The sequence below is a fragment of the Pseudomonas sp. RV120224-01b genome (assembly GCF_003208145.1).
Lineage (GTDB): Bacteria > Pseudomonadota > Gammaproteobacteria > Pseudomonadales > Pseudomonadaceae > Aquipseudomonas > Aquipseudomonas monteilii.
The window spans coordinates 154,895-175,386 of record NZ_QKMQ01000011.1 but is presented as its reverse complement, the minus strand read 5'-3'; the positions used below and the strand labels follow the sequence as shown (position 1 = coordinate 175,386).

Below are 20,492 nucleotides of genomic sequence, written 5' to 3'. Positions count from 1 at the left end.
GGCATTGCTCTCTTACTGGTCGGGGCTGTCGATGGTCAGGCGCTGGGTAGCCTGGGTGGCGCTGGGCAGTGGCGCACCCTGGCCAATCCATTCGCCGTGGGTAGGCTGGCCAGCGCGCGATACACGTGCAACCAGTTGGACTTCGGCAAATTGCGACAGTTTCATCTGCGGCATCATCGCGTCAGCATCCGACAACTCCACCTCGATCGGCAACTGCGCCACCGTCACCCGCTTGGCCGCCAGCGGCATGGGCGGGCCATTGCTGGCGCGGGCAAAGATGAACACGGTGTCGTCCGGCTTGACCTTGTCTTTCAGCGCCGCTGCCAGCTCCACCCGCACTTTCAGGCGGGCCGCCGCAGGTGCGGGTGGAGCTTCCGCCACAGCCCCACCCAGGCGCTCGACGGCGCGGTCGATACCGCCCTGCAGGGCGTCACGCGATGCGTCACCTTCCGGCAGCTGCGCCAGCAGGCGCTTCCAGTAGTCGATGGCTTCCTGGTAACGCTCACCTTCGAAGGCCGCGATGCCGCGCAGGCCCAGGCTGGTCACTTCGTTGGGGTCGGCCTTCAAGGCTTCGTCAGTCAGCGCCTGCAACTGCGGGCTCCACTGTTTGTCAGCAGCAAAATACAGGGCCTGAGCCCATTGCCCCAGCAGCTCGGGCTGGCGGCCTGCCAGGGCCACGGCCCGCTCGAAGGTGCGCGCCGCATCAGCCGGGCGTTGCTCGGCCATGTAGGCGCGCCCCAGGAAGTACATGGCCTCGGCCGAATCCGGCTGGGCCTCCACCACGCGCTCCAGACGCGTGGTCATTTCTTCCATCGACTTGGGCGCCTCGGCGAACTCCTGGGTCAGGGCCACCTTGTCGGCCGCACCAAAATGCAGGTACAGCCCAAGCGCCATCAGCGGTACCAGCACAGCCGCCAGCAGCGGCAAAACCTTGCCCAAGTGGCCCTGGCGCGGTGCCTCGGCGCCTTCGGTATCGGCCAGCAATTCGCGGGCAGCCTCGTCACGGCCCTTGGTCATCTGCGCCTCGTCAAGCACGCCAGCAGCCTGCTGGGCGGCCAGTTCGGCAACACGCTCCTGGTACAGGGCCACGTTCAGGGCGGTGCGGTCTTCTTCCTGCTGACGACGACGGCCACGCAGGATAGGGATCAGCAAAAAGCTGAGGGCAGCGAGCAGCAGCAGGCCCGCGCTAAGCCAGAATTCAATCATGGGTCTGTTCTTTTTCCAGCAGTTTGGCGAGACGCTCGCGTTCTTCGGCAGACAATTCATTGCCGCCCTGCACAGCCGTACCGCGGCGCCGGCGCACGATCACCGCCAACACCACGAAACCGCCGGCCAGCAGAATCCCCGGGCCGAACCACAACAGCCAGGTGCGCCCGCTGAGCGCCGGCTTGTAGCGCACGAAGTCACCATAGCGGTCGACCATGAAGTCGACGATCTGCTGGTTGCTCTTGCCCTCGCCCAGCATGCGGAAGATTTCCCGGCGCAGGTCGGCGGCAATCGGTGCGTTGGAATCGGCAATGTCCTGGTTCTGGCACTTGGGGCAGCGCAGTTCCTTGGTCAGTTGCTGATAGCGCTCGCGCTCGGCCTCGTCGCGGAACTGGTAGGTGTCGATGGCCGCCTTGGCCACGCCGGCCAGGCTCATGCCCAGCACGGCAGCCGCCAGCCAACGCCTCATGGTTTGGCCTCATCGACCAGGCCCTGGTAAAGCGGGGCCAGCTGTTCGCGCCACACCGTGGCATCGACAATGCCCACGTGTTTGTAGCGAATGATGCCCTTGGCATCGATCAGGAAGGTTTCCGGCGCACCGTACACGCCCAGGTCCAGGCCCAGGCTGCCCTGCTCGTCGCGGATATCCAGCTGATAAGGGTTGTGGAACTCGGCCAGCCATTTTTGCGCGGCGGCATTGTCGTCCTTGTAGTTGACCCCGTGAATCACCACGCCCTGCTGGGCCAGCTGGTTAAGGTACGGGTGCTCGACCTTGCAGGACGGGCACCAGGTGGCCCACACGTTGACCAGCGCCGGGCGGCCCTGCAAGTCGGCCTGGGTCAGGGTGCGGTCGCCCTGGGTCGAGGCCAGCGAAAACGCCGGGAACGGTTTGCCGATCATTGCCGAAGGCAGCTCGTCGGGCTTGAGGAACAGCCCTTTGTAGAGGAACACCGCCACCAGCAGGAACACTGCCAAGGGGACTACCATGATCCAACGCTTCATGCAGCTGCTCCAGACACGCCCAGGGCATCACGCACCCGGGTCTTGACCTTGACGCGGTAACGCCGGTCGAGGGCCGCCAGCAACCCACCCAGGCCAGTCAGCAGACCGCCCAGCCAGATCCAGCGAACGTAAGGCTTGATATGTACGCGCACGGCCCACGCGCCGTTCTCCAGCGGCTCGCCCAGGGCGACGTACAGGTCGCGGGTAAAGCCTGCATCGATGCCGGCTTCGGTCATCATCGACTGCTGCACGGTGTACAGGCGCTTTTCCGGGTGCAGGGTGGTGATTTCACGGCCATCACGGCTGACCACCACGGTGCCCTTGTCGGAGATGAAGTTCGGCCCTTCGAAGTGCTTGGCGCCCTGGAACAGGAAGTGGTAACCACCCAGTTCCACGCTTTCGCCCGGGGCCATGCGCAGGTCGCGTTCGGCGCTGTTGTTGCTCGACAGCACCACGCCCAGCGCACACACCGCCAGGCCCAGGTGGGCCAGCTGCATGCCCCAGTAGCTGCGGCCCAGGCCGGGCAGGCCCTTGAGCAGGCCTTTGTGGCGGGTCTTGTCGAGGATGTCGCGCAGCCCGCCGAGCACCACCCAGGCGGCCAGAGCGAAGGCGGTCAGGGTCGGCCAGTCGAAGTCATCGACGACAAAGCCGGCCACCGGGGCCAGGATGGCGCTGCCGATCAGCACCGGGGTCATCATGCTGGCCAGCCATTTGCCCGGGGTGTCCTTCCAGCGCACCACCACCCCCACGCTCAGCACCACCATCAACAGCGCCATCAGCGGCAGGAACAAGGCATCGAAGTACGGCGGGCCGACCGACAGCTTGGCCCCGGTGAGGGCATCGAGCACCAGCGGGTACAAGGTACCGAGCAGAATCATCGACGCGGCCACCACCAGCACCAGGTTGTTGGCCAGCAGCAGCGTCTCGCGCGACCACAGGGCGAAGCCGACCTGGCTCTTGACCACCGGGGCCCGCAGGGCGAACAGGGTGAGCGAACCACCGACCACGAACAGGAGGAAGATCAGGATGAAAATGCCCCGCGACGGGTCGGCGGCAAAGGCATGCACCGAAGTCAGCACACCGGAACGCACCAGGAAAGTCCCCAGCAGGCTCAGCGAGAACGCGGCAATGGCCAGCAGCACGGTCCAGCTCTTGAACACCCCGCGTTTTTCGGTCACTGCCAGCGAGTGAATCAGCGCCGTGCCTACCAGCCAGGGCATGAACGAGGCGTTTTCCACCGGGTCCCAGAACCACCAGCCACCCCAGCCCAGCTCATAGTAGGCCCACCACGAGCCCAGGGTGATGCCCACGCCAAGGAAGGCCCAGGCAACGATGGTCCACGGCCGCGACCAGCGCGCCCAGGCAGCGTCCAGGCGGCCGCCGAGCAAGGCAGCGATGGCGAAGGCGAAGGCCACCGAGAAGCCCACGTAACCCATATACAACATCGGCGGGTGAACGATCAGGCCAAAGTCCTGCAGCAGCGGGTTGAGGTCGCGACCATCGGTCGGCACCTGCGGCAGCAAGCGCTGGAACGGGTTGGAGGTAATGATCAGGAAGCTCAGGAAGCCCACGCTGATCATGCCCATCACCGCCAGCACACGGGCCAGCATCACCTGCGGCAACTGGCGCGAGAACACCGACACGGCAAAGGTCCAGCCGCCCAGGATCAGCGCCCAGAGCAGCAACGAACCTTCGTGGGCGCCCCATACAGCGCTGAACTTGTAGTACCAGGGCAAGGCGCTGTTGGAGTTGCTGGCTACGTAGGCAACCGAGAAATTGTCGGTCATGAAGGCATGGGTCAAACACGCGAAGGCGAAGGCCAGGAAGGCGAACTGCCCCCACGCCGCCGGCCGTGCCAGGCTCATCCACAGGCTGTCGCCCCGCCAGGCGCCGAGCAGCGGCACACTGGCCTGTACAGCGGCGAAGCAGATGGCCAGGATCATCGCCAGCTGGCCCAGTTCGGGGATTACCAGCGCCGCGTTCATGGCTTGGCCTCCCCGCCCGTGGCGGCCTGGCCGCTTTCCTTCAGGGCCTTGGTGACCTCGGGCGGCATGTACTTCTCATCGTGCTTGGCCAGCACTTCGTCGGCCACCACCACACCGTCGGCGTTGACCTTGCCCAGGGCGACAATGCCCTGCCCTTCGCGGAACAGGTCAGGCAGGATGCCACGGTAGGTGATCGGTACCGACTTGTTGAAGTCGGTGACCACGAAGCGCACATCCAGCGAGTCGGACGAACGCTGCACCGAGCCTTTCTCGACCATGCCGCCTGCGCGGATGCGGGTGTCCAGCGGTGCTTCGCCATTGGCGATCTGGGTGGGGGTATAGAACAGGTTGATGTTCTGCTGCAGTGCGCTCAAGGCAAAGCCGACGGCAACCCCGACGCCGACCAGCAGGCCGACGATGAGCAACAGGCGTTTCTTGCGCTGCGGATTCACTGGTTGTTCTCCCGGCGCAAACGGCGCGCCTCTTCTTGCAGGTAGCGACGGCGGGCCAGCAGCGGCGCAGCAACGTTCAGCGCCAGCACGGCCAGGCAGATGCCATAGGCCGACCACACGTACAGGCCATGGTGGCCCATGGCGAGAAAGTCGCCAAAGGTGGCAAAGCTCATTGTGCGGCCCTCCGCCCCAGGCTGTTCAACACTTCGTCCTTGACCCAACTGGCGCGCGCCTCGCGCTTGAGCACTTCAAGGCGCATGCGCAACAGCAGCACGGCACCGAAGAAGCAGTAGAAACCCAGCGCCGTGCACAGCAATGGCAGCCACATTTCTGCGGGCATCGCCGGTTTTTCGGTAAGGGTGAAGGTGGCGCCCTGGTGCAGGGTGTTCCACCACTCCACCGAGTACTTGATGATCGGGATGTTCACCACGCCGACAATCGCCAGCACCGCGCAGGCCTTGGCCGCACTGTCACGATTACTGATCGCCTGGCCCAACGCAATAATGCCGAAGTACAGGAACAGCAGGATAAGCATGGACGTAAGGCGGGCATCCCACACCCACCAGCTGCCCCAGGTCGGCTTGCCCCAGATGGCGCCAGTGACCAGCGCCACGGCGGTCATCCAGGCGCCGATCGGCGCGGCGCATTGCAAGGCGACATCGGCGATTTTCATTTTCCACACCAGCCCCACCACCCCGGCCACCGCCAGCAGCACGTAGCAGGACTGCGCCAGCATTGCCGCCGGCACATGAATGTAGATGATGCGGAAGCTGTTGCCCTGCTGGTAGTCCTGTGGGGCGAAGGCCAGGCCCCAGGTGATGCCGACCAGCAGCAGGAGCACGGCAGCACCGGCCAGCCATGGCAGCATGCGGCCGCTGATGGCATAGAACCATTTGGGGGAGCCCAGCTTGTGGAACCACGTCCAGCTTATTTTCATCAGGGTACATCCAGGGTATTGGCCGGGCTTGAAAGCCCGGGACTCGTTATTCGCCAACGCTGATTTTCAGGCCGGCCGCTATCGCAAAGGGTGCCAGGGTCACGGCCAGGGCCGTGAGGCTGGCAAGCCAGAGCAGGTGGCCGGTTGCCGGCATATTTTGCAACGCCGCTTGCAACGCACCACTGCCCAGGATCAATACAGGGATATACAACGGCAGAATCAGCAACGCCAGTAACAAACCACCGCGCTTGAGGCCAACCGTCAGCGCCGCACCCACCGCACCCAGCAGGCTCAGTACCGGCGTACCCAGCAGCAACGAGCCAAGCAGCACCGGCAGGCAATGGCTCGGCAGCCCCAGCATCAGCGCCAGCAGCGGCGCCAACAATACCAGCGCCAGCCCGGAAAAGATCCAGTGCGCCAGCACCTTGGCCAGCACCAGCAGCGCCAGCGGGTGCGGCGACAGCACCCACTGTTCCAGCGAGCCGTCCTCGAAATCGCTGCGGAACAGGCCGTCCAGCGACAACAGCACCGCCAGCAATGCCGCCACCCAGACAAGCCCAGGCGACAAGGTTTGCAACAATTGGCTTTCCGGGCCGACCGCCAAAGGGAACAACGCCACGACGATGGCGAAGAACACCAGCGGGTTGGCCAGCTCGGCCGGACGGCGGAACAGCAGGCGCGCTTCGCGGCGCAACAACAAGACGAATACGCTCATGCCGCCCATTGCCCCAGGTTCAGTTCACGGTAACCGGAGGGCTTGCGTTCCAGCATGTGGTGGGTGGTCAGCACCACCGTGCCACCCTGTTCGCAATGGGCCGCCAGGTGTGCTTCCAGCTGTGCCACGCCCTGCTTGTCCAGGGCCGTGAACGGCTCGTCAAGAATCCACAGCGGCGGGCAGGCCAGGTGCAACCGGGCCAAGGCCACGCGCCGCTGCTGGCCGGCTGACAGGGTATGGCAGGGTACGTCTTCGAAACCCCGCAGGCCGACGGCCTCCAGCGCGGCCCAGATCGCCTCGCGGCTGGCCGGCTGGTGCAAGGCGCACAGCCAGGTGAGGTTTTCTTCAGCGGTGAGCAGGTCCTTGATGCCAGCGGCGTGGCCGATCCACAACAGGATGCTGGCCAGGGCATGGCGCTGCTCGGCCAGTGGCTTACCGCCCAGCAGGATCTGCCCGGCAGTCGGCTGCATCAGCCCGGCCAGCAGACGCAGCAGGCTGGTCTTGCCGCTGCCGTTGGGGCCGCTGATCTGCAGCATGTCGCCGGCACCCAACTCGAAATCGAGCTGCTCGAACAACAGGCGCCAGTCGCGCTCGCAGGCCAGGCCTGCGGCTTGGAGGTGAAGGGTCACGGTTTCGCCTTATCTTTGTAGGGCTTCAGTGCGGCGTCGCCTGAAGCCCTGTGTCTCAAGTCGCCCCCAGCGCTGCCGTTATACTGGCAACCACGGGCGCTCGGCATTATTACATGCGCCGCCGCGCTGCCAAGAGGCCGGGCTCGACAGGTTGTATACAATCATGACTGAAATCAATAGTCTCGCTGCACAAACCGCTGTCAATACCCAAGCCATGAAGGCCGGTATGACCGGCGAACTGCTGCGCCTGACGCAACCGCAGCCTGGCTTGATGGCCCCTGGCGAGACCGCACAGGCCGAAGTGGTTGCGATGCGGCAGGTGGGTAGCGACTTTCAGCTGGTGCTACGGCTGATGCAGGCCAACGGCCTTCAGACCCAACTGCAAGCCAGTGCCAGCCAGCCCCTGCCTCAAGGTAGCCAGATCACCGTCAGCCAGACCGAAAGCAATCATCTGGCGATCATGCTGCAGCAGGCCAGCGCCAGCCAGGTCGCCACCCTCACCCGCCTGGACACCAGCAAGGTGCCCGTCGGCACCCTGCTGCAAGGCAAGGTCATGACCAACCAGCTATTGCCCCAGGCCGCTGGCCAACCTGCGGCCTACCGGGCACTGATCAGCCTGCTCAACAGCGCCCAGGCCGGCGCCACCCTGACGGTGGACAGCCCACGCCCTCTGGCTATCGGCAGCCTGCTCAGCGCGCTGGTGCAGGGTGACCAGTCACTGCGTTTCGTGCCACTCAGCGGCAGGCAGGACCAGCTCAACATCGCCCAGCAGCTGCTAACCCAGCAAAACCGCCAAGCCTCGTTGCCCGGCCTGCTCAACGCCCTGCAGCAGATGACCCGAGACCCTGGCATCGATGGCGACCTGCGCGCCAGCGCCGAACGCCTGTTGGTCAGCCTGCCAGACGCGCGTCAGCTGGGCGATGCGAAAGCGGTTGCCCAGGCCTTGAACAACAGTGGCGCTTTCCTTGAAGCGAAACTGCTAGGTGGCTTTCCTGCCAGCGTCGCCACCGATCTGAAGGCGCATTTATTGCGGCTGGTCGCCCAGGCTTCGACCACGCCGCCCGGCACGGCCAACCTTGCACCAGCCAGCCTGGCCGTGACCATGCCGGCACTGGCCCGCAGTGCGCTGGGCATGCTCGAACGGGTCAGCCCCAGGCCGCAGCCGGGGGCGTTCCCGCTGCCCTCGCGCCTGCTCAAGGCCCTGGAAGACGAAGGCGACCTGCAACAACTGCTGCGCCTTGCCGCTGCGGCAATTTCGCGCCTGCAAAGCCATGCCATGAGCAGCCTGCAACAGACCGGAACGCTGGAAAACGGCAACCTGCAGACCACCTGGCAAACCGAAGTGCCGATCCGCCACGGCCAGGAATTCATCCCGTTGCAGGTCAAACTGCAGCGCGAAGAAACCCCGCAGCAGCAAGCCGACCGCCAGCATGAAGCACAAGACCCGCTGCAGGCCCTTTGGCGCATCGAACTGGCCTTCGACCTGTCGCCACTCGGCCCCGTGCAGGTACAGGCACAACTGAGCCAAGGCCGCCTGAGCGGGCAACTGTGGGCAGAGCGTGAGCAAACCGCCAGGCTGATCGACACCCAGCTCGGCGCCCTGCGCGAGCGCCTGCTGGCACGTGGCCTGGACGTCGGTGACCTGGAGTGCCACCCTGGCACGCCGCCACAAGGCCCGCGCACGCGGGTAGAACAACGTTGGGTGGATGAAAACGCATGAGCCAGAAGCACACACGCCAGGCCATTGCCCTGAGCTACGACGGCCAGCAGGCCCCCACCCTCAGCGCCAAGGGTGACGATGCCTTGGCCGAAGCTATCCTGGCCCTGGCCCGCGAACACGAGGTGCCAATCTACGAAAATGCCGAGCTGGTGCGCCTGCTGGCGCGCCTGGAGCTGGGCGAGCAGATCCCGGAAGCTTTGTACCTGACCATCGCCGAAATCATCGCGTTTGCCTGGCAACTGCGCGGTAAAGTCCCGTATGGCTTCGATGATTCACCGATAGACGAACGCGACGTGACAGAGGTGCTTGCGCGCCTGCCTGGCCCGCCAGGCTGAGCCTCAGGGCCAGCACTATTTACCACTCCCCTGCCAATCAGCCGGTCGATGCTGTGGTTTTCCCAAACCACGGAGACCGACATGGCCACCACGCACATCAATGCGGCTGGCGTGCAGTTCGTACGCGACCACCTCGCCACCCTTCCCCGCCCCGACCGCGAGGCCAAGCGCGCAATTGCTGCCTGGCTTGCCACCCAAGGGGTACACCAGGACCCAGACCTGATCGATGTCGTCACGCTGCATGTTCACCCTGATGGCATCGCCAGTTACCAGGCCAAAGTCGTACAGCGGGTCAGCCTCACCCAAGCGGTGCTGATGAACTGGCAAGGCGAATCCAACAACGACTTCTTCGGCGGGCTGTTCAGGCAACCCTGGGCCGGCACGTTGCCGGACGATGGCCCGATCACACTGGTCGATCACTTCCCCCCACAGCCCATTTACGACAACGGCGCCTGGTACGAGGTGTTCAATGGCCTGTTCAAGCGCAGCACACCCGCCCGTTACGATCATTCCACACTGCTCGACATCCGCGCCGAAGCCTTGCAAAGCCATATAGAAGCAATGGACTTTCACGCAGGTTACACGGCATCACTCGACACTTACTGGCATCAACACCATTCAGACTACCGACTGTGCTGCAAACTCAACTTCATCGCTGCCTGCAACAAACAGGTCGCAGAAGGCAGCCTGAGCGACGCCGCACGCAAGCTGGCCTGGCGGGCAGCCGAACTGATCCCGCGCGGCGAAGGTTTACGCCTGAGCACGCTGAGCATCTACGGCTATGCCGCCACCGACCTGCTGTACATCAACGACACCAAGACCGACCTGATCCTGCTCTACGCCCCCGGCAACAGTTCACCGCTACTGGAGTTCGCCAGCGAAGACCTGTTGAAAGACTGGGTTGGCCAACAGTGCAAAGGCGCCGACACGCGCCAGGCACTCAAGCAACACTTCCGCCTGGCCGACGGCCCACAGGGCATCGACTTCAGCGGCCTGGACACCGCCCTGGAAGGCCTGGGCGTTTATCCGCACAACCACCGCTTGCCACCGGAGCATGGCTTTTTCAACGACGACGGTACATGGCCACCGCGTACGTACGTCAACTACCGCCCCGGCAAGTACAACCCACGCCTTACCGGCGATCTGTTCCAGGCCATGGCCGAGCGTCAGCGCCAACGCTGTTACGACGATGCCGATTTCCTCATTACCAGCAATGCGCAAATAACAAAATCCAGATGGGCCAGCTACCTGAACAGCACCCTCACGCTTGTGGCACCGCTGACATTCGTGGTGCCGGGCCTGGCCCCGCTGCTTGCGCTAGGCGGTATAGCGCAGCTTGCGCTTGGCCTTGACCAGGCCATCAACGGGAAAACCCTGCGCGAAAAACAGCAAGGGCTGGGCGATATCGCTTATGGTCTTTTGAATTCAACCCCCTTGGCCGCTGAGGCCGTGATCAAAAGCACTGCGCTGTTTCGCTATCAGGAAGACGGCTTCGTTCTCCCGCGCAAAATCAATGATCAATGGGGATACCCCCTGAGCCCCGTAAGCCCGCCCCATTTGCCGGAGGTGGAAGTAGCCCCCTATTTTCACCGCCCGGCGCGCATAGCGCCCCTGCCGGACGCTGATGCCGTCGTTGCCAACTCGGTAAGGCGCTTTCCTCGGTACAACGGCGATGTGGACCAACTGATCGGCTACTACGAAGAAGTGCCCGACTACGCAGAAGTGCTCGACCTGGTCTACGACATGGAAGCCGATCTGTTCATCACCGAGGAAGGCACCAATGAGGTAGAACCGGTTTACTATGAAGCCGAGCCCGAAACCGGTAACTTGCGCATCGTCAACCCCGAAGGGCGCCAGGTAACAAACCAGATGCGCATGTCATCCCTGCGAGCGCTGGGTATCGATGTGCAGCTTCCCGTACATTTACCAGCGCCCGTCCCGCCAGGTGCTCACCCGATCCCCAAGCTGATTTCATCGCTTTGGGTCGGCAATAAAACGCTCAGCGACGAGCTGCTTGGCACACTGGCTGCCAACGCACTAAAACTACGCGACAGTGCGTATCGATATCGGCTATTCCTGTCAAAAGCAAACCCCGAGGCCTTTGCGGAAAACCTGCGCATGCTAGAGGCAAGAGTGCCCGATATGCAGGTATTAACACTGGAAGACCAGCCTTTCTTCACCGCCTTCGAACAAAGCCAGTACTTTGCCCAGTACCAAGCAGCAATCGACGGCAACGGCGGTGTAGCCACCAACTTCTCCTCAGCATCGGATGTATTGCGCTACCCGATGCTGCATGCTGAAGGCGGGATATACATGGATGTCGATGACCAACTGCTGGATGCGGCGGCGAGTGCCGCTCATAACACTGCGGCTATCGATACCGTAGAATTGCTCGCCACCGATGACGGGCTGCTGTTACACCCACCCATGCAAAACGAAAAGCTGGGAATGAACACGCAGTTCAACACCAGCATGATCGGCAGCCAAGCCGGCAACCCGACGCTGCTGGCCATTTCCGAAGAAATGCATGCCCGCTATCTGGCCAATGCGGATTTCTACCAGGTACGTCCCACGCTGGCAGATGACCCCGCTGGCTTCTATCGCTACGCCAACCGGCTCAGTGAACTGACCGGCCCGGGAATGTTCAATGCCGTGGTAGACCGGGTGCTGCCAGATCTCTATTGCCTGCGTCAGCTTCACAACCTGTACATGATGCCGCGCATCAACAGCTTCCTCTACGTCGACCTGGACGTTTTCAAGGCGCTACAGCTCCAGCGCCTGCCACTGTCCCGCGTGGCCAGAGTGGGTGGCATGCATTCCTGGGCCACAACCTGAAGCACCTGAAAGAAAGGCGACATCATGGTCGCCTTCCTGCCTTCACCCGCTGCGGTGCAGCTTGCTCATCAACTCCGCCTCGGCCTGGGTTAAGCCGCAGCTTTCGGTCAATTCGGCCACGCTGGCGCCCATGCCCACCAGTTTGGCGGCCTGGGTGAAGGTGACGTTGTTGGGGTCACGCTGTTCCAGCTGCTGAATCTTGTCGGGCAGTGGCGCCACCGCCACGCTCAGCTCGTGCAGCGCCTCGCCCATGCGCACGGTACCGTTCTGGTAGTCGTCCAGGCGTTTGGCCAGGTCCTTGATGCGCTGGTCACGCAGCGCATCGCCTTCGGCCTGCTGCGCGGCCAGCTCGCGCTGGCGCTTGCTGTAGTTGAGGAAAAACCACAGGCTCAGCGCCCACACCAGCGCCAGGAAGATGACAGCAACCTGTAGGATCAACTCAGATATTCTCCAGCTCGGACCACTCTTCCTCGGTCATCATCTTGTCCAGCTCAACCAGAATCAGCAGTTCGCCATTCTTGTTGCACACGCCCTGGATGAACTTGGCCGACTCTTCGTTACCCACGTTTGGCGCGGTCTCGATTTCGGACTGGCGCAGGTACACCACCTCGGCCACGCTGTCGACCAGAATGCCGACCACTTGCTTGTCAGCCTCGATGATGACGATACGGGTGTTGTCGGTGACTTCGGTCGGCATCAGGCCGAAACGCTGGCGGGTGTCGATCACCGTCACCACGTTGCCGCGCAGGTTGATGATGCCCAGCACATAGCTTGGCGCACCCGGCACCGGGGCGATCTCGGTGTAGCGCAACACTTCCTGTACCTGCATCACATTGATGCCGTAGGACTCGTTGTCCAGACGGAAGGTAACCCACTGCAGGATCGGATCTTCGGAACCTTGTGCAGACGACTTTTTCATTCCCCTAGCCCTCAAAATCCGCCATTGGCGGTGTGTTCGGTGTCATTTTTGTCTAGCGTGCATCTGCTTGACCGCGCCGCTGGCGATCAGCTCGGCCAACGCGGCGACGTCGAGCAGTGCACACATGTGTTCGATTACGGTGCCGGCCAGCCACGGGCGCTGGCCACGCTGGCTGCGCCATTTGATTTCTGACGGGTCCAGGCGCAGCGAGCGGCTGACCTGGTGCACGGCCAACCCCCATTCGTAGCCCTGCACGGAAATCACGTAATTCAGGCCTTGGCGAAAATCATCCCGGTAACGGTCGGGCATCACCCAACGCGCAGTGTCCAGCACCTTCAGGTTACCCGCCTGGCAGGTCAGGATGCCGAGAAACCAATCGGGCTGGCCGAACAGCGGCGTCAGCTCCTGGCCGGCCAGGTTGTAGATCGACCCCAGGCACACCAACGGCACCGCCAGGGTCAAGCCAGCCACGTCGAACAGCAAGCATTCGAACGGCTCGGCGGCCCACACCGGACGGCCGTCGACGCTGGCTGGCGGCACCGGCAGATCCGGTGCCGGCAAATGCACATCCACCAGCGGAACCGCCAGCTCCACGGCCTGCTCCTCAACCAGTACCGGAATACTGGCCTCGGCTACCACCGCTTGTTCGACCACCGTCACCACAGGGGCTTCCACCGGCATGACGGCAGGCAGCACCGCCAGCTTTGGTTCGGCAAAAGGTCGCGGCGGGAAGCTAGCGGCGGCTTCAGCCGGCACCGGCACGGCCGGTTGCCGGGCATCACGCGCCTGTTCCTCACGCACCGCTTCGGCGAAATCGTCCGCTACAACCGGCTGCTCGAACAGGCCTTCGGCCTCGGTAGCCTCCTGCAGCAGGCCATCGAGGTACGACTGCAGGGCCAATTGCGGCCGGGTGCCGGTTTTCTGTATCTGGGTCATCAGGCCACCTGCGCCGCAGTCTTGTAAGTCAGCAGGTGCTTGAGCAGCGCCCGGTAGGCAATCAGCCCACGGCTCTTGCTGTCGAACTGCGAGGGCGTAACACCCTTGCGGCTGGCATCGCGCAGGCGCGTGTCCACCGGGATGTAGCCTTGCCACACCTGCTGGCCGTAACTGTCACGCAACTGCTTGAGCGTGCCCAGCGAGGCCTGGGTACGGCGGTCGAACAGGGTTGGCACGATCTGATATGGCAGCGCCTGCTTGCGCGAGCGATTGACCATGGCCAGGGTGCCGACCATGCGCTCCAGGCCCTTGACTGCGAGAAACTCGGTTTGCACCGGGATGACCAACTGCTGGCTGGCGGCCAGGGCATTGACCATCAGCACGCCGAGCAAGGGTGGGCTGTCGATCAGGGCAAAGTCGAAATCCTGCCATAGCTGCGCCAGACTCTTGGCGATTACCAGGCCCAGGCCGTTCTGCCCCGGCGACTGGCGCTCCAGCACGGCCAGCGCGGTGCTCGATGGCAACAGCGAGATGCGCTCGTCACTGGTGGGCAGCAGCAATTGCCCAGGCAAGCCCTCGGGTACCGCGCCCTTGTGCAGGAACAGGTCGTAGCAGCTGTGCTCCAGGGCATCGGGGTTGTGCCCGAAGTAGCTGGTCATCGAACCGTGCGGGTCGAGGTCAACGACGACCACGCGCTTGCCGGCCTCTGCCAGCAGGCCGGCCAGGGCGATGGTCGTGGTGGTCTTGCCGACGCCACCTTTTTGATTGGCTACTGCCCAGACTCTCATCAAGCAAACTCTATCTATTGATTTGGCAGGGACACGGCTAACACAACTGCCTGACTCGAAATTTACAAGCTTGCACGATCCCTGTGGGAGCGGGCGAGCCCGCGAACACCGGCGAAGCCGGTGCCATTCACCGCGTCGCCTGATTCGCGGGCTCGCCCGCTCCCACAAGGGTACGTGCCACAGTGTCGGGGAATTGACGGATCACTGCCCCGCCACCGTTGCTGACGTTGCCGGTGCACTTTGTGTGCCAGCCCGGCGCAATGCGGCATCCGGCGTAGCATTGGCACTGCCCGAGCCGGTCAGGCTACGGCGCACTTCAAGGTTGCGCGATATCACCAGCACCACACGGCGGTTGCGCGCGCGGCCGTCGGCGGTGTCGTTGCTGGCCACCGGCTGGTACTCGCCATAGCCCACCGAAGCCATGCGCGCCGGGTTGACCCCTTCCATGGCCAGCAGCCGCACGATGCTCGCCGCCCGTGCCGACGACAGCTCCCAGTTGGTCGGGTACTGCGCGGTGCGGATTGGCAGGTTGTCGGTAAAGCCCTCGACGTGCACCGGGTTGGCGAACGGCTTGAGAATGTTGGCCACCTTTTCGATGATGGCGAACGCCTTGTCACTGGGCATGGCATCGCCGCTGCCGAACAGCAGCGACGAGTTCAGCTCGATCTCGATCCACAACTCGTTGCCGCGCACGGTCATCTGGTTGCTGTTGATCAGGTCGCCAAAGGCATCCCGCACATCATCGCTGATGGTTTTCAGCGGGTCGACGTTGGTTGCCGCCAGGCCCGCCTCGGTCTGCTCGCTGTCCTTCACCAGCGGCTCTGCCGGGCGCACGCTCAACGGCTGCTCATCGCCGATGGGGATCGGCTTCATGCTGCGCTCAGGGTCGTTGAACACCCCCAGCAAGGCCTGGGAAATGACCTTGTACTTGCCCTCGTTGATCGAGGAAATCGAGTACATCACCACGAAAAAGGCGAATAGCAAGGTGATGAAGTCGGCGTACGACACCAGCCAGCGTTCGTGGTTTTCGTGTTCCTCGGTATGACGACGGCGACGCATGGGTTACTCCATGAAGCCTTGCAGCTTCAGCTCGATCGAGCGCGGGTTCTCACCCTCGGCAATCGACAGCAGGCCTTCGAGCAGCATTTCGCGGTAGCGCGACTGGCGCATGACAATGGCCTTGAGCTTGTTGGCGACCGGCAGCAGGATCAGGTTGGCACTGGCCACACCATAGATGGTTGCAACGAAGGCCACGGCAATACCGTTGCCCAACTGCGACGGGTCGGCCAGGTTGCCCATGACGTGGATCAGGCCCATTACCGCACCGATGATGCCGATGGTCGGCGCATAGCCGCCCATGCTTTCGAACACCTTGGCGGCCTGGATGTCACGGCTTTCCTGGGTCAAAAAGTCGACTTCAAGGATGCTGCGGATGGCTTCCGGCTCGGCGCCGTCCACCAGCAGTTGCAGGCCCTTGCGCGCATACGGGTCGGGCTCGCTGTCGGCCACCCCTTCCAGGCCCAGCAAGCCTTCCTTGCGTGCGGTCAGGCTCCAGTTCACCACGCGGTCGATGCCGCCCGCCAGGTCGACCCGTGGCGGGAACAGGATCCAGCGCAAAATCTGCAAGGCACGCTTGAACGACGACAGCGGCGACTGCAACAAGGCGGCCGCCAGGGTACCGCCCAGCACAATCAGCCCCGCCGGGCCATTGATCAGGGCACCGACATGGCCGCCTTCGAGGAAGTTGCCACCGACGATGGCGACAAAGGCGAGGATCAGGCCGATCAGGCTGAGGACGTCCATCAGACGCAGGCCTCCACCAGGTGTTTGCCGATTTCGTCCAGGCTGTACACCGCGTCGGCCAGGTTGGCCTTGACGATGGCCATGGGCATGCCATAGATCACGCAGCTGGCCTCATCCTGGGCCCACACCGTGCTGCCACCCTGCTTGAGCAGGCGCGCACCCTCGCGGCCATCGGCGCCCATGCCGGTGAGCACCACCGACAGCACTTTGTCGCCATACGACTTGGCCGCCGAACCGAAGGTGATGTCCACGCACGGCTTGTAGTTCAGGCGCTCGTCACCAGGCAGGATCTTCACCGTGCCACGGCCATCGATCATCATCTGCTTGCCACCCGGGGCCAGCAGGGCCAGGCCCGGGCGCAGCATGTCGCCGTCCTCGGCCTCCTTGACGCTGATGCGGCACAGTTTGTCGAGGCGTTCGGCAAAGGCCTTGGTGAACGCCGCCGGCATGTGCTGGATCAGCACGATCGGCGCCGGGAAATTGGCCGGCAACTGGGTCAGCACCCGCTGCAAAGCCACCGGGCCGCCTGTGGAGGTGCCGATGGCTACCAGTTTGTATGGCTTGCGCTTGGGGGCAGGCGAGTGCGATGCCGCCGGGCCAGGGGCCGGGGCCGCCGCTCGGGCAGGCGCCGCAGCGCGGGCTGGCGTCGGGCTGGCAAAGCTGCTTGTCGGCACAGGGCTGCTGGCTGGCGCAGGCGCAGCGACCGGCGCGGTGCGGGCATAGCTGCCAAGGCGACGGTTGCTGCGCGAAATGGTGTGCACCTTCTCACACAGCATCTGCTTGACCTTTTCGGGGTTGCGCGAGATGTCTTCGAAGTTTTTCGGCAGGTAATCCACCGCCCCCGCATCCAGGGCATCGAGGGTGACACGGGCACCTTCGTGGGTCAGCGAGGAGAACATCAACACGGGCGTCGGGCAGCGCTGCATGATGTGCCGCACTGCGGTGATGCCATCCATCATGGGCATTTCGTAGTCCATGGTGATGACATCGGGCTTGAGCGCCAGCGCCTGGTCGATTGCTTCCTTGCCGTTGGTCGCGGTACCCACTACCTGGATCGTCGGATCCGCCGAGAGGATTTCCGAGACGCGGCGGCGGAAGAAACCGGAATCATCCACCACCAGGACCTTGACTGCCATAAACACTCCATTAGGCGGCGCAACCCGCCAGGGTGCGCCACCGAAATCAAATACGCCGCGCGGCGTAACGCTTGAGCATGCTCGGGACGTCGAGAATCAACGCAATGCGCCCGTCACCGGTGATGGTGGCCCCGGACATGCCCGGGGTGCCCTGCAGCATCTTGCCCAGCGGCTTGATGACCACTTCTTCCTGGCCTACCAGTTGATCGACGACAAAGCCGATGCGCTGGGTGCCGACCGACAGGATCACCACATGGCCCTCGTGCTGCTCTTCGTGCACCTGGCCCTGGACCAGCCAGCGCTTGAGGTAGAACAGCGGTAGCGCCTTGTCGCGCACGATCACCACTTCCTGGCCGTCGACCACATTGGTGCGCGACAGGTCGAGGTGGAAGATCTCGTTGACGTTGACCAGCGGGAAGGCGAACGCCTGGTTGCCCAGCATCACCATCAGGGTGGGCATGATCGCCAGGGTCAGCGGTACCTTGATGACGATCTTCGAGCCCTGGCCCTTGGCCGAGTAGATGTTGATCGAACCGTTGAGCTGGGAGATCTTGGTCTTCACCACGTCCATGCCCACGCCACGCCCGGACACGTCGGAAATCTCGGTCTTGGTCGAGAACCCTGGCGCGAAGATCAGGTTGTAGCAGTCCGACTCGCTCAAGCGCTCGGCGGCGTCCTTGTCCATCAGGCCCTTTTCCACGGCCTTGGCACGCAGGATGTTAGGGTCCATGCCCTTGCCGTCGTCAGAAATCGACAGCAGGATGTGGTCACCCTCCTGCTCGGCAGACAGCACCACGCGGCCCGTACGCGCCTTGCCAGACGCTTCACGCTCATCAGGCATCTCGACACCATGGTCGACAGCGTTACGCACCAGGTGCACCAGCGGGTCGGCCAGTGCTTCGACCAGGTTCTTGTCCAGGTCGGTCTCTTCGCCGACCAGCTCCAGGTTGATCTCTTTTTTCAGCTGGCGAGCCAAGTCGCGCACCAGCCGAGGGAAGCGGCCGAACACTTTCTTGATCGGCTGCATGCGGGTTTTCATCACCGCTGTCTGCAGGTCGGCAGTGACCACATCGAGGTTGGACACGGCCTTGGACATGGCCTCGTCGCCGCTGTTCAGGCCCAGGCGCACCAGGCGGTTACGCACCAGCACCAGTTCGCCCACCATGTTCATGATCTCGTCCAGGCGCGCAGTGTCCACACGCACGGTGGTTTCCGCTTCGCTGACAGCATGCTTGTCGGCGGCCGGGGCCGGCGCACGGGGTGCCGCCGCCGGCTTGCTGGCCGGCGCTGCAGGGGCAGGCTTGGCAACCGGCTGGCTGTCGGCCTTGGCTGCGACGGGTGCTTGCACCTTGGCTGCAGCAGGCGCTTCGACTGCGGCAACGTCACCGCCGAACTTGCCCTTGCCATGCAGCTGGTCCAGCAACGCCTCGAACTCATGCTCGCTGATTTCGTCGCTGGTCGCTGCGGGGTTACCCTCCACGGCGGGCGCCGGCGCCTTGGCGGCTGGCAAGGCATCCGCCTGGAAGGTGCCCTTGCCATGCAACTGGTCGAGCAGCGATTCGAACTCGGCGTCGGTGATTTCATCGCTGACCGGTTCGGCAGATGCGGCTACCGGCGCGGCTGCCACCTCGGTGCTGAACTGGCCTTTGCCGTGCAACTGGTCAAGCAGCGACTCGAACTCGGCATCGGTGATTTCGTCACCCTCGCCGCTGACGGTCTCGCCCTGCATCTGCTCGTCGGCCGCCGCTTGCGCCTTGACCGCATCGAGCGAGTCGAGCAACTGTTCAAACTCGCTGTCGGTGATGTCCTGGTCCTCGACCGGGGCTGCGGCGGGCGCCTCCGCAACCGGCTCGGGCACAGCAACAGACGGCGCAACCACTTCGGCGCCACCGGGCTCGGCCAGGCGTGACAACGCCGCCAGCAGCTCGGGGGTGGCCGGGGTCACTTCGGCGCGCTCGCGCACCTGGCCAAACATGCTGTTGACCGTATCCAGTGCCTCGAGCACCACGTCCATCAGTTCCGCATCGACCCGGCGCTCACCCTTGCGCAGGACGTCGAACACGTTCTCGGCAATATGGCAGCACTCCACCAGCTCGTTCAGCTGAAGGAAGCCGGCGCCCCCTTTAACAGTGTGGAAACCGCGAAAGATCGCATTGAGCAGGTCGGCATCGTCGGGCCGGCTTTCCAGCTCGACCAGTTGCTCGGACAGTTGCTCAAGAATTTCGCCGGCTTCTACCAGGAAATCCTGGAGGATTTCTTCATCGGCGCCGAAGCTCATCAAACGTGCTCCTTAAAAACCCAGGCTGGACAGCAGATCATCGACATCGTCCTGACCGGACACGACGTCTTCACGCTTATCGGCATGAATCTGCGGACCTTCACCCCGAGTCGGATGTTTTTCTGCATCTTTTTCTGCGCGCAGTTGATCGTGGTCATGTTTTATGCCGGCAAACCGGTCGACCTGGCTGGCCATCAGCACCAGCTTGAGCAAGTTGCTTTCGACTTCGGTCACCAATGTGGTGACGCGTTTGATCACCTGACCGGTCAGGTCCTGATAGTCCTGAGCCAGCAGAATGTCATTGAGGTGGCCGGCGACCTTGCGGTTACCTTCGGCGCTGTGCGTCAGGAAACTGTCGACGCGCTTGACCAGGTCACGGAATTCCGGCGCAGCCACTTCGCGGCGCATGAAGCGCTGCCAGTCGGTGCTCAGGGCCTTGGCCTCGCTGGCCAGGTCGTTCAGCACCGGGGTGCTTTCCTCGACCAGGTCCATGGTGCGGTTGGCCGCGCCCTCGGTCAGCTTGACCACGTAAGACAGGCGCTCGGTGGCGTCGGTAATCTGCGACACCTCCTCGGCTTGCGGCATGGTCGGGTCGATCTGGAAACTGACGATGGCGCTGTGCAGTTCGCGGGTCAGTTTGCCGACTTCCTGGTACAGGCCACGGTCGCGGGTCTGGTTCAGCTCGTGAATCAGCTGCACCGCCTCGCCGAAGCGGCCGCGCTCCAGGCTTTCGACCAACTCCTGGGCGTGTTTCTTCAGGGTCGATTCGAACTCGCCCAAAGAGGTTTGTGATGAATCCATGGCGCGCCCCCTGAC

21 protein-coding genes are annotated in these 20,492 nt (G+C 63.5%); 3 read left to right on the top strand and 18 right to left on the bottom strand.

Features of this window, described 5'->3' with window-relative positions:
- Positions 1-12: 12 nt before the first annotated feature.
- Genes ccmI through ccmA form a run of 9 tightly spaced genes read right to left on the bottom strand, consistent with a single transcriptional unit; the run spans position 13 to position 6,926 of the window.
- On the bottom strand, positions 13-1,206 hold the full coding sequence (gene ccmI / locus N436_RS18205) for a c-type cytochrome biogenesis protein CcmI (RefSeq protein WP_105946125.1): 1,194 nt from the start codon (positions 1,204-1,206) through the stop codon (positions 13-15).
- Positions 1,199-1,675, bottom strand: coding sequence for a cytochrome c-type biogenesis protein (locus tag N436_RS18200; RefSeq protein WP_104834242.1), 477 nt, complete (start codon positions 1,673-1,675; stop codon positions 1,199-1,201). Before N436_RS18200 ends, ccmI begins: the two co-directional genes overlap by 8 nt.
- Complete coding sequence (locus N436_RS18195) at positions 1,672-2,208, bottom strand: DsbE family thiol:disulfide interchange protein (RefSeq protein WP_027615291.1); 537 nt, start codon at positions 2,206-2,208, stop codon at positions 1,672-1,674. The genes N436_RS18200 and N436_RS18195 overlap by 4 nt, the downstream gene beginning before the upstream one ends.
- Complete coding sequence (locus N436_RS18190) at positions 2,205-4,193, bottom strand: heme lyase CcmF/NrfE family subunit (RefSeq protein ID WP_110741660.1); 1,989 nt, start codon at positions 4,191-4,193, stop codon at positions 2,205-2,207. Before N436_RS18190 ends, N436_RS18195 begins: the two co-directional genes overlap by 4 nt.
- The gene (ccmE, locus tag N436_RS18185; RefSeq protein ID WP_016711758.1) at positions 4,190-4,645 is read right to left on the bottom strand and encodes a cytochrome c maturation protein CcmE; all 456 of its coding nucleotides are present in this window, start codon (positions 4,643-4,645) and stop codon (positions 4,190-4,192) included. Before ccmE ends, N436_RS18190 begins: the two co-directional genes overlap by 4 nt.
- Positions 4,642-4,818, bottom strand: a complete 177-nt coding sequence (gene ccmD / locus N436_RS18180; RefSeq protein ID WP_012273475.1) for a heme exporter protein CcmD — start codon at positions 4,816-4,818, stop codon at positions 4,642-4,644. The genes ccmE and ccmD overlap by 4 nt, the downstream gene beginning before the upstream one ends.
- The gene (locus N436_RS18175; RefSeq protein WP_016711759.1) at positions 4,815-5,582 is read right to left on the bottom strand and encodes a heme ABC transporter permease; all 768 of its coding nucleotides are present in this window, start codon (positions 5,580-5,582) and stop codon (positions 4,815-4,817) included. Before N436_RS18175 ends, ccmD begins: the two co-directional genes overlap by 4 nt.
- 46 nt (positions 5,583-5,628) lie before the next feature.
- Positions 5,629-6,306 carry a heme exporter protein CcmB gene (ccmB, locus tag N436_RS18170; RefSeq protein ID WP_016711760.1) on the bottom strand — a complete coding sequence of 226 codons (678 nt, stop codon included), beginning with the start codon at positions 6,304-6,306 and terminating at the stop codon, positions 5,629-5,631.
- Positions 6,294-6,926: a cytochrome c biogenesis heme-transporting ATPase CcmA gene (ccmA, locus tag N436_RS18165; RefSeq protein WP_105946121.1), complete on the bottom strand. Its 633-nt coding sequence runs from the start codon at positions 6,924-6,926 to the stop codon at positions 6,294-6,296. The genes ccmB and ccmA overlap by 13 nt, the downstream gene beginning before the upstream one ends.
- 163 nt (positions 6,927-7,089) lie before the next feature.
- On the opposite strand from ccmA, the gene N436_RS18160 reads away from it, so the two are divergent.
- The 3 genes from N436_RS18160 (at position 7,090) to N436_RS18150 (ending at position 11,816) form a co-directional block, all read left to right on the top strand.
- Positions 7,090-8,646 carry a flagellar hook-length control protein FliK gene (locus N436_RS18160; RefSeq protein ID WP_110741659.1) on the top strand — a complete coding sequence of 519 codons (1,557 nt, stop codon included), beginning with the start codon at positions 7,090-7,092 and terminating at the stop codon, positions 8,644-8,646.
- A complete protein-coding gene (locus N436_RS18155; protein ID WP_105946119.1) occupies positions 8,643-8,981 on the top strand; it encodes an EscU/YscU/HrcU family type III secretion system export apparatus switch protein in 339 nt (112 codons plus the stop codon). Before N436_RS18160 ends, N436_RS18155 begins: the two co-directional genes overlap by 4 nt.
- Positions 8,982-9,062: 81 nt before the next feature.
- Entirely contained in the window at positions 9,063-11,816 is a 2,754-nt protein-coding gene (locus N436_RS18150) for a dermonecrotic toxin domain-containing protein (RefSeq protein WP_110741658.1), read from the top strand.
- 42 nt (positions 11,817-11,858) lie between these two features.
- Here N436_RS18150 and N436_RS18145 read toward each other — a convergent pair whose 3' ends face one another.
- The 9 genes from N436_RS18145 to N436_RS18105 all read right to left on the bottom strand — a co-directional run bounded on the left by N436_RS18145 (position 11,859) and on the right by N436_RS18105 (position 20,477).
- The gene (locus N436_RS18145) at positions 11,859-12,254 is read right to left on the bottom strand and encodes a DUF2802 domain-containing protein (protein ID WP_060499607.1); all 396 of its coding nucleotides are present in this window, start codon (positions 12,252-12,254) and stop codon (positions 11,859-11,861) included.
- A gap of 1 nt (position 12,255) precedes the next feature.
- The gene (locus tag N436_RS18140; protein WP_003254393.1) at positions 12,256-12,735 is read right to left on the bottom strand and encodes a chemotaxis protein CheW; all 480 of its coding nucleotides are present in this window, start codon (positions 12,733-12,735) and stop codon (positions 12,256-12,258) included.
- 42 nt (positions 12,736-12,777) lie between these two features.
- Positions 12,778-13,671: a CheW domain-containing protein gene (locus N436_RS18135; protein WP_105946117.1), complete on the bottom strand. Its 894-nt coding sequence runs from the start codon at positions 13,669-13,671 to the stop codon at positions 12,778-12,780.
- Positions 13,671-14,459, bottom strand: a complete 789-nt coding sequence (locus tag N436_RS18130) for a ParA family protein (protein ID WP_110741657.1) — start codon at positions 14,457-14,459, stop codon at positions 13,671-13,673. Before N436_RS18130 ends, N436_RS18135 begins: the two co-directional genes overlap by 1 nt.
- A 201-nt stretch (positions 14,460-14,660) precedes the next feature.
- The gene (motD, locus tag N436_RS18125) at positions 14,661-15,518 is read right to left on the bottom strand and encodes a flagellar motor protein MotD (protein WP_110741656.1); all 858 of its coding nucleotides are present in this window, start codon (positions 15,516-15,518) and stop codon (positions 14,661-14,663) included.
- A gap of 3 nt (positions 15,519-15,521) precedes the next feature.
- The gene (locus N436_RS18120) at positions 15,522-16,262 is read right to left on the bottom strand and encodes a flagellar motor protein (protein ID WP_016711770.1); all 741 of its coding nucleotides are present in this window, start codon (positions 16,260-16,262) and stop codon (positions 15,522-15,524) included.
- Positions 16,262-17,398, bottom strand: coding sequence for a chemotaxis response regulator protein-glutamate methylesterase (locus N436_RS18115; RefSeq protein WP_105946106.1), 1,137 nt, complete (start codon positions 17,396-17,398; stop codon positions 16,262-16,264). The genes N436_RS18120 and N436_RS18115 overlap by 1 nt, the downstream gene beginning before the upstream one ends.
- Positions 17,399-17,444: 46 nt before the next feature.
- Entirely contained in the window at positions 17,445-19,676 is a 2,232-nt protein-coding gene (locus N436_RS18110) for a chemotaxis protein CheA (protein WP_110741655.1), read from the bottom strand.
- 12 nt (positions 19,677-19,688) lie between these two features.
- Positions 19,689-20,477 (bottom strand): protein phosphatase CheZ, encoded by a 789-nt coding sequence (locus N436_RS18105; RefSeq protein ID WP_016711773.1) that lies wholly within the window; start codon positions 20,475-20,477, stop codon positions 19,689-19,691.
- Positions 20,478-20,492 lie beyond the last annotated feature (15 nt).

Bases quoted from the DNA above. Each gene is read 5' to 3' on its own strand.
- ccmI (WP_105946125.1), bottom strand. From the start codon at position 1,206: ATGATTGAATTCTGGCTTAGCGCGGGCCTGCTGCTGCTCGCTGCCCTC.
- N436_RS18200 (WP_104834242.1), bottom strand. From the start codon at position 1,675: ATGAGGCGTTGGCTGGCGGCTGCCGTGCTGGGCATGAGCCTGGCCGGC.
- N436_RS18195 (WP_027615291.1), bottom strand. From the start codon at position 2,208: ATGAAGCGTTGGATCATGGTAGTCCCCTTGGCAGTGTTCCTGCTGGTG.
- N436_RS18190 (WP_110741660.1), bottom strand. From the start codon at position 4,193: ATGAACGCGGCGCTGGTAATCCCCGAACTGGGCCAGCTGGCGATGATC.
- ccmD (WP_012273475.1), bottom strand. From the start codon at position 4,818: ATGAGCTTTGCCACCTTTGGCGACTTTCTCGCCATGGGCCACCATGGC.
- N436_RS18175 (WP_016711759.1), bottom strand. From the start codon at position 5,582: ATGAAAATAAGCTGGACGTGGTTCCACAAGCTGGGCTCCCCCAAATGG.
- ccmB (WP_016711760.1), bottom strand. From the start codon at position 6,306: ATGGGCGGCATGAGCGTATTCGTCTTGTTGTTGCGCCGCGAAGCGCGC.
- N436_RS18160 (WP_110741659.1), top strand. From the start codon at position 7,090: ATGACTGAAATCAATAGTCTCGCTGCACAAACCGCTGTCAATACCCAA.
- N436_RS18155 (WP_105946119.1), top strand. From the start codon at position 8,643: ATGAGCCAGAAGCACACACGCCAGGCCATTGCCCTGAGCTACGACGGC.
- N436_RS18150 (WP_110741658.1), top strand. From the start codon at position 9,063: ATGGCCACCACGCACATCAATGCGGCTGGCGTGCAGTTCGTACGCGAC.
- N436_RS18140 (WP_003254393.1), bottom strand. From the start codon at position 12,735: ATGAAAAAGTCGTCTGCACAAGGTTCCGAAGATCCGATCCTGCAGTGG.
- N436_RS18135 (WP_105946117.1), bottom strand. From the start codon at position 13,671: ATGACCCAGATACAGAAAACCGGCACCCGGCCGCAATTGGCCCTGCAG.
- N436_RS18130 (WP_110741657.1), bottom strand. From the start codon at position 14,459: ATGAGAGTCTGGGCAGTAGCCAATCAAAAAGGTGGCGTCGGCAAGACC.
- motD (WP_110741656.1), bottom strand. From the start codon at position 15,518: ATGCGTCGCCGTCGTCATACCGAGGAACACGAAAACCACGAACGCTGG.
- N436_RS18120 (WP_016711770.1), bottom strand. From the start codon at position 16,262: ATGGACGTCCTCAGCCTGATCGGCCTGATCCTCGCCTTTGTCGCCATC.
- N436_RS18115 (WP_105946106.1), bottom strand. From the start codon at position 17,398: ATGGCAGTCAAGGTCCTGGTGGTGGATGATTCCGGTTTCTTCCGCCGC.
- N436_RS18110 (WP_110741655.1), bottom strand. From the start codon at position 19,676: ATGAGCTTCGGCGCCGATGAAGAAATCCTCCAGGATTTCCTGGTAGAA.
- N436_RS18105 (WP_016711773.1), bottom strand. From the start codon at position 20,477: ATGGATTCATCACAAACCTCTTTGGGCGAGTTCGAATCGACCCTGAAG.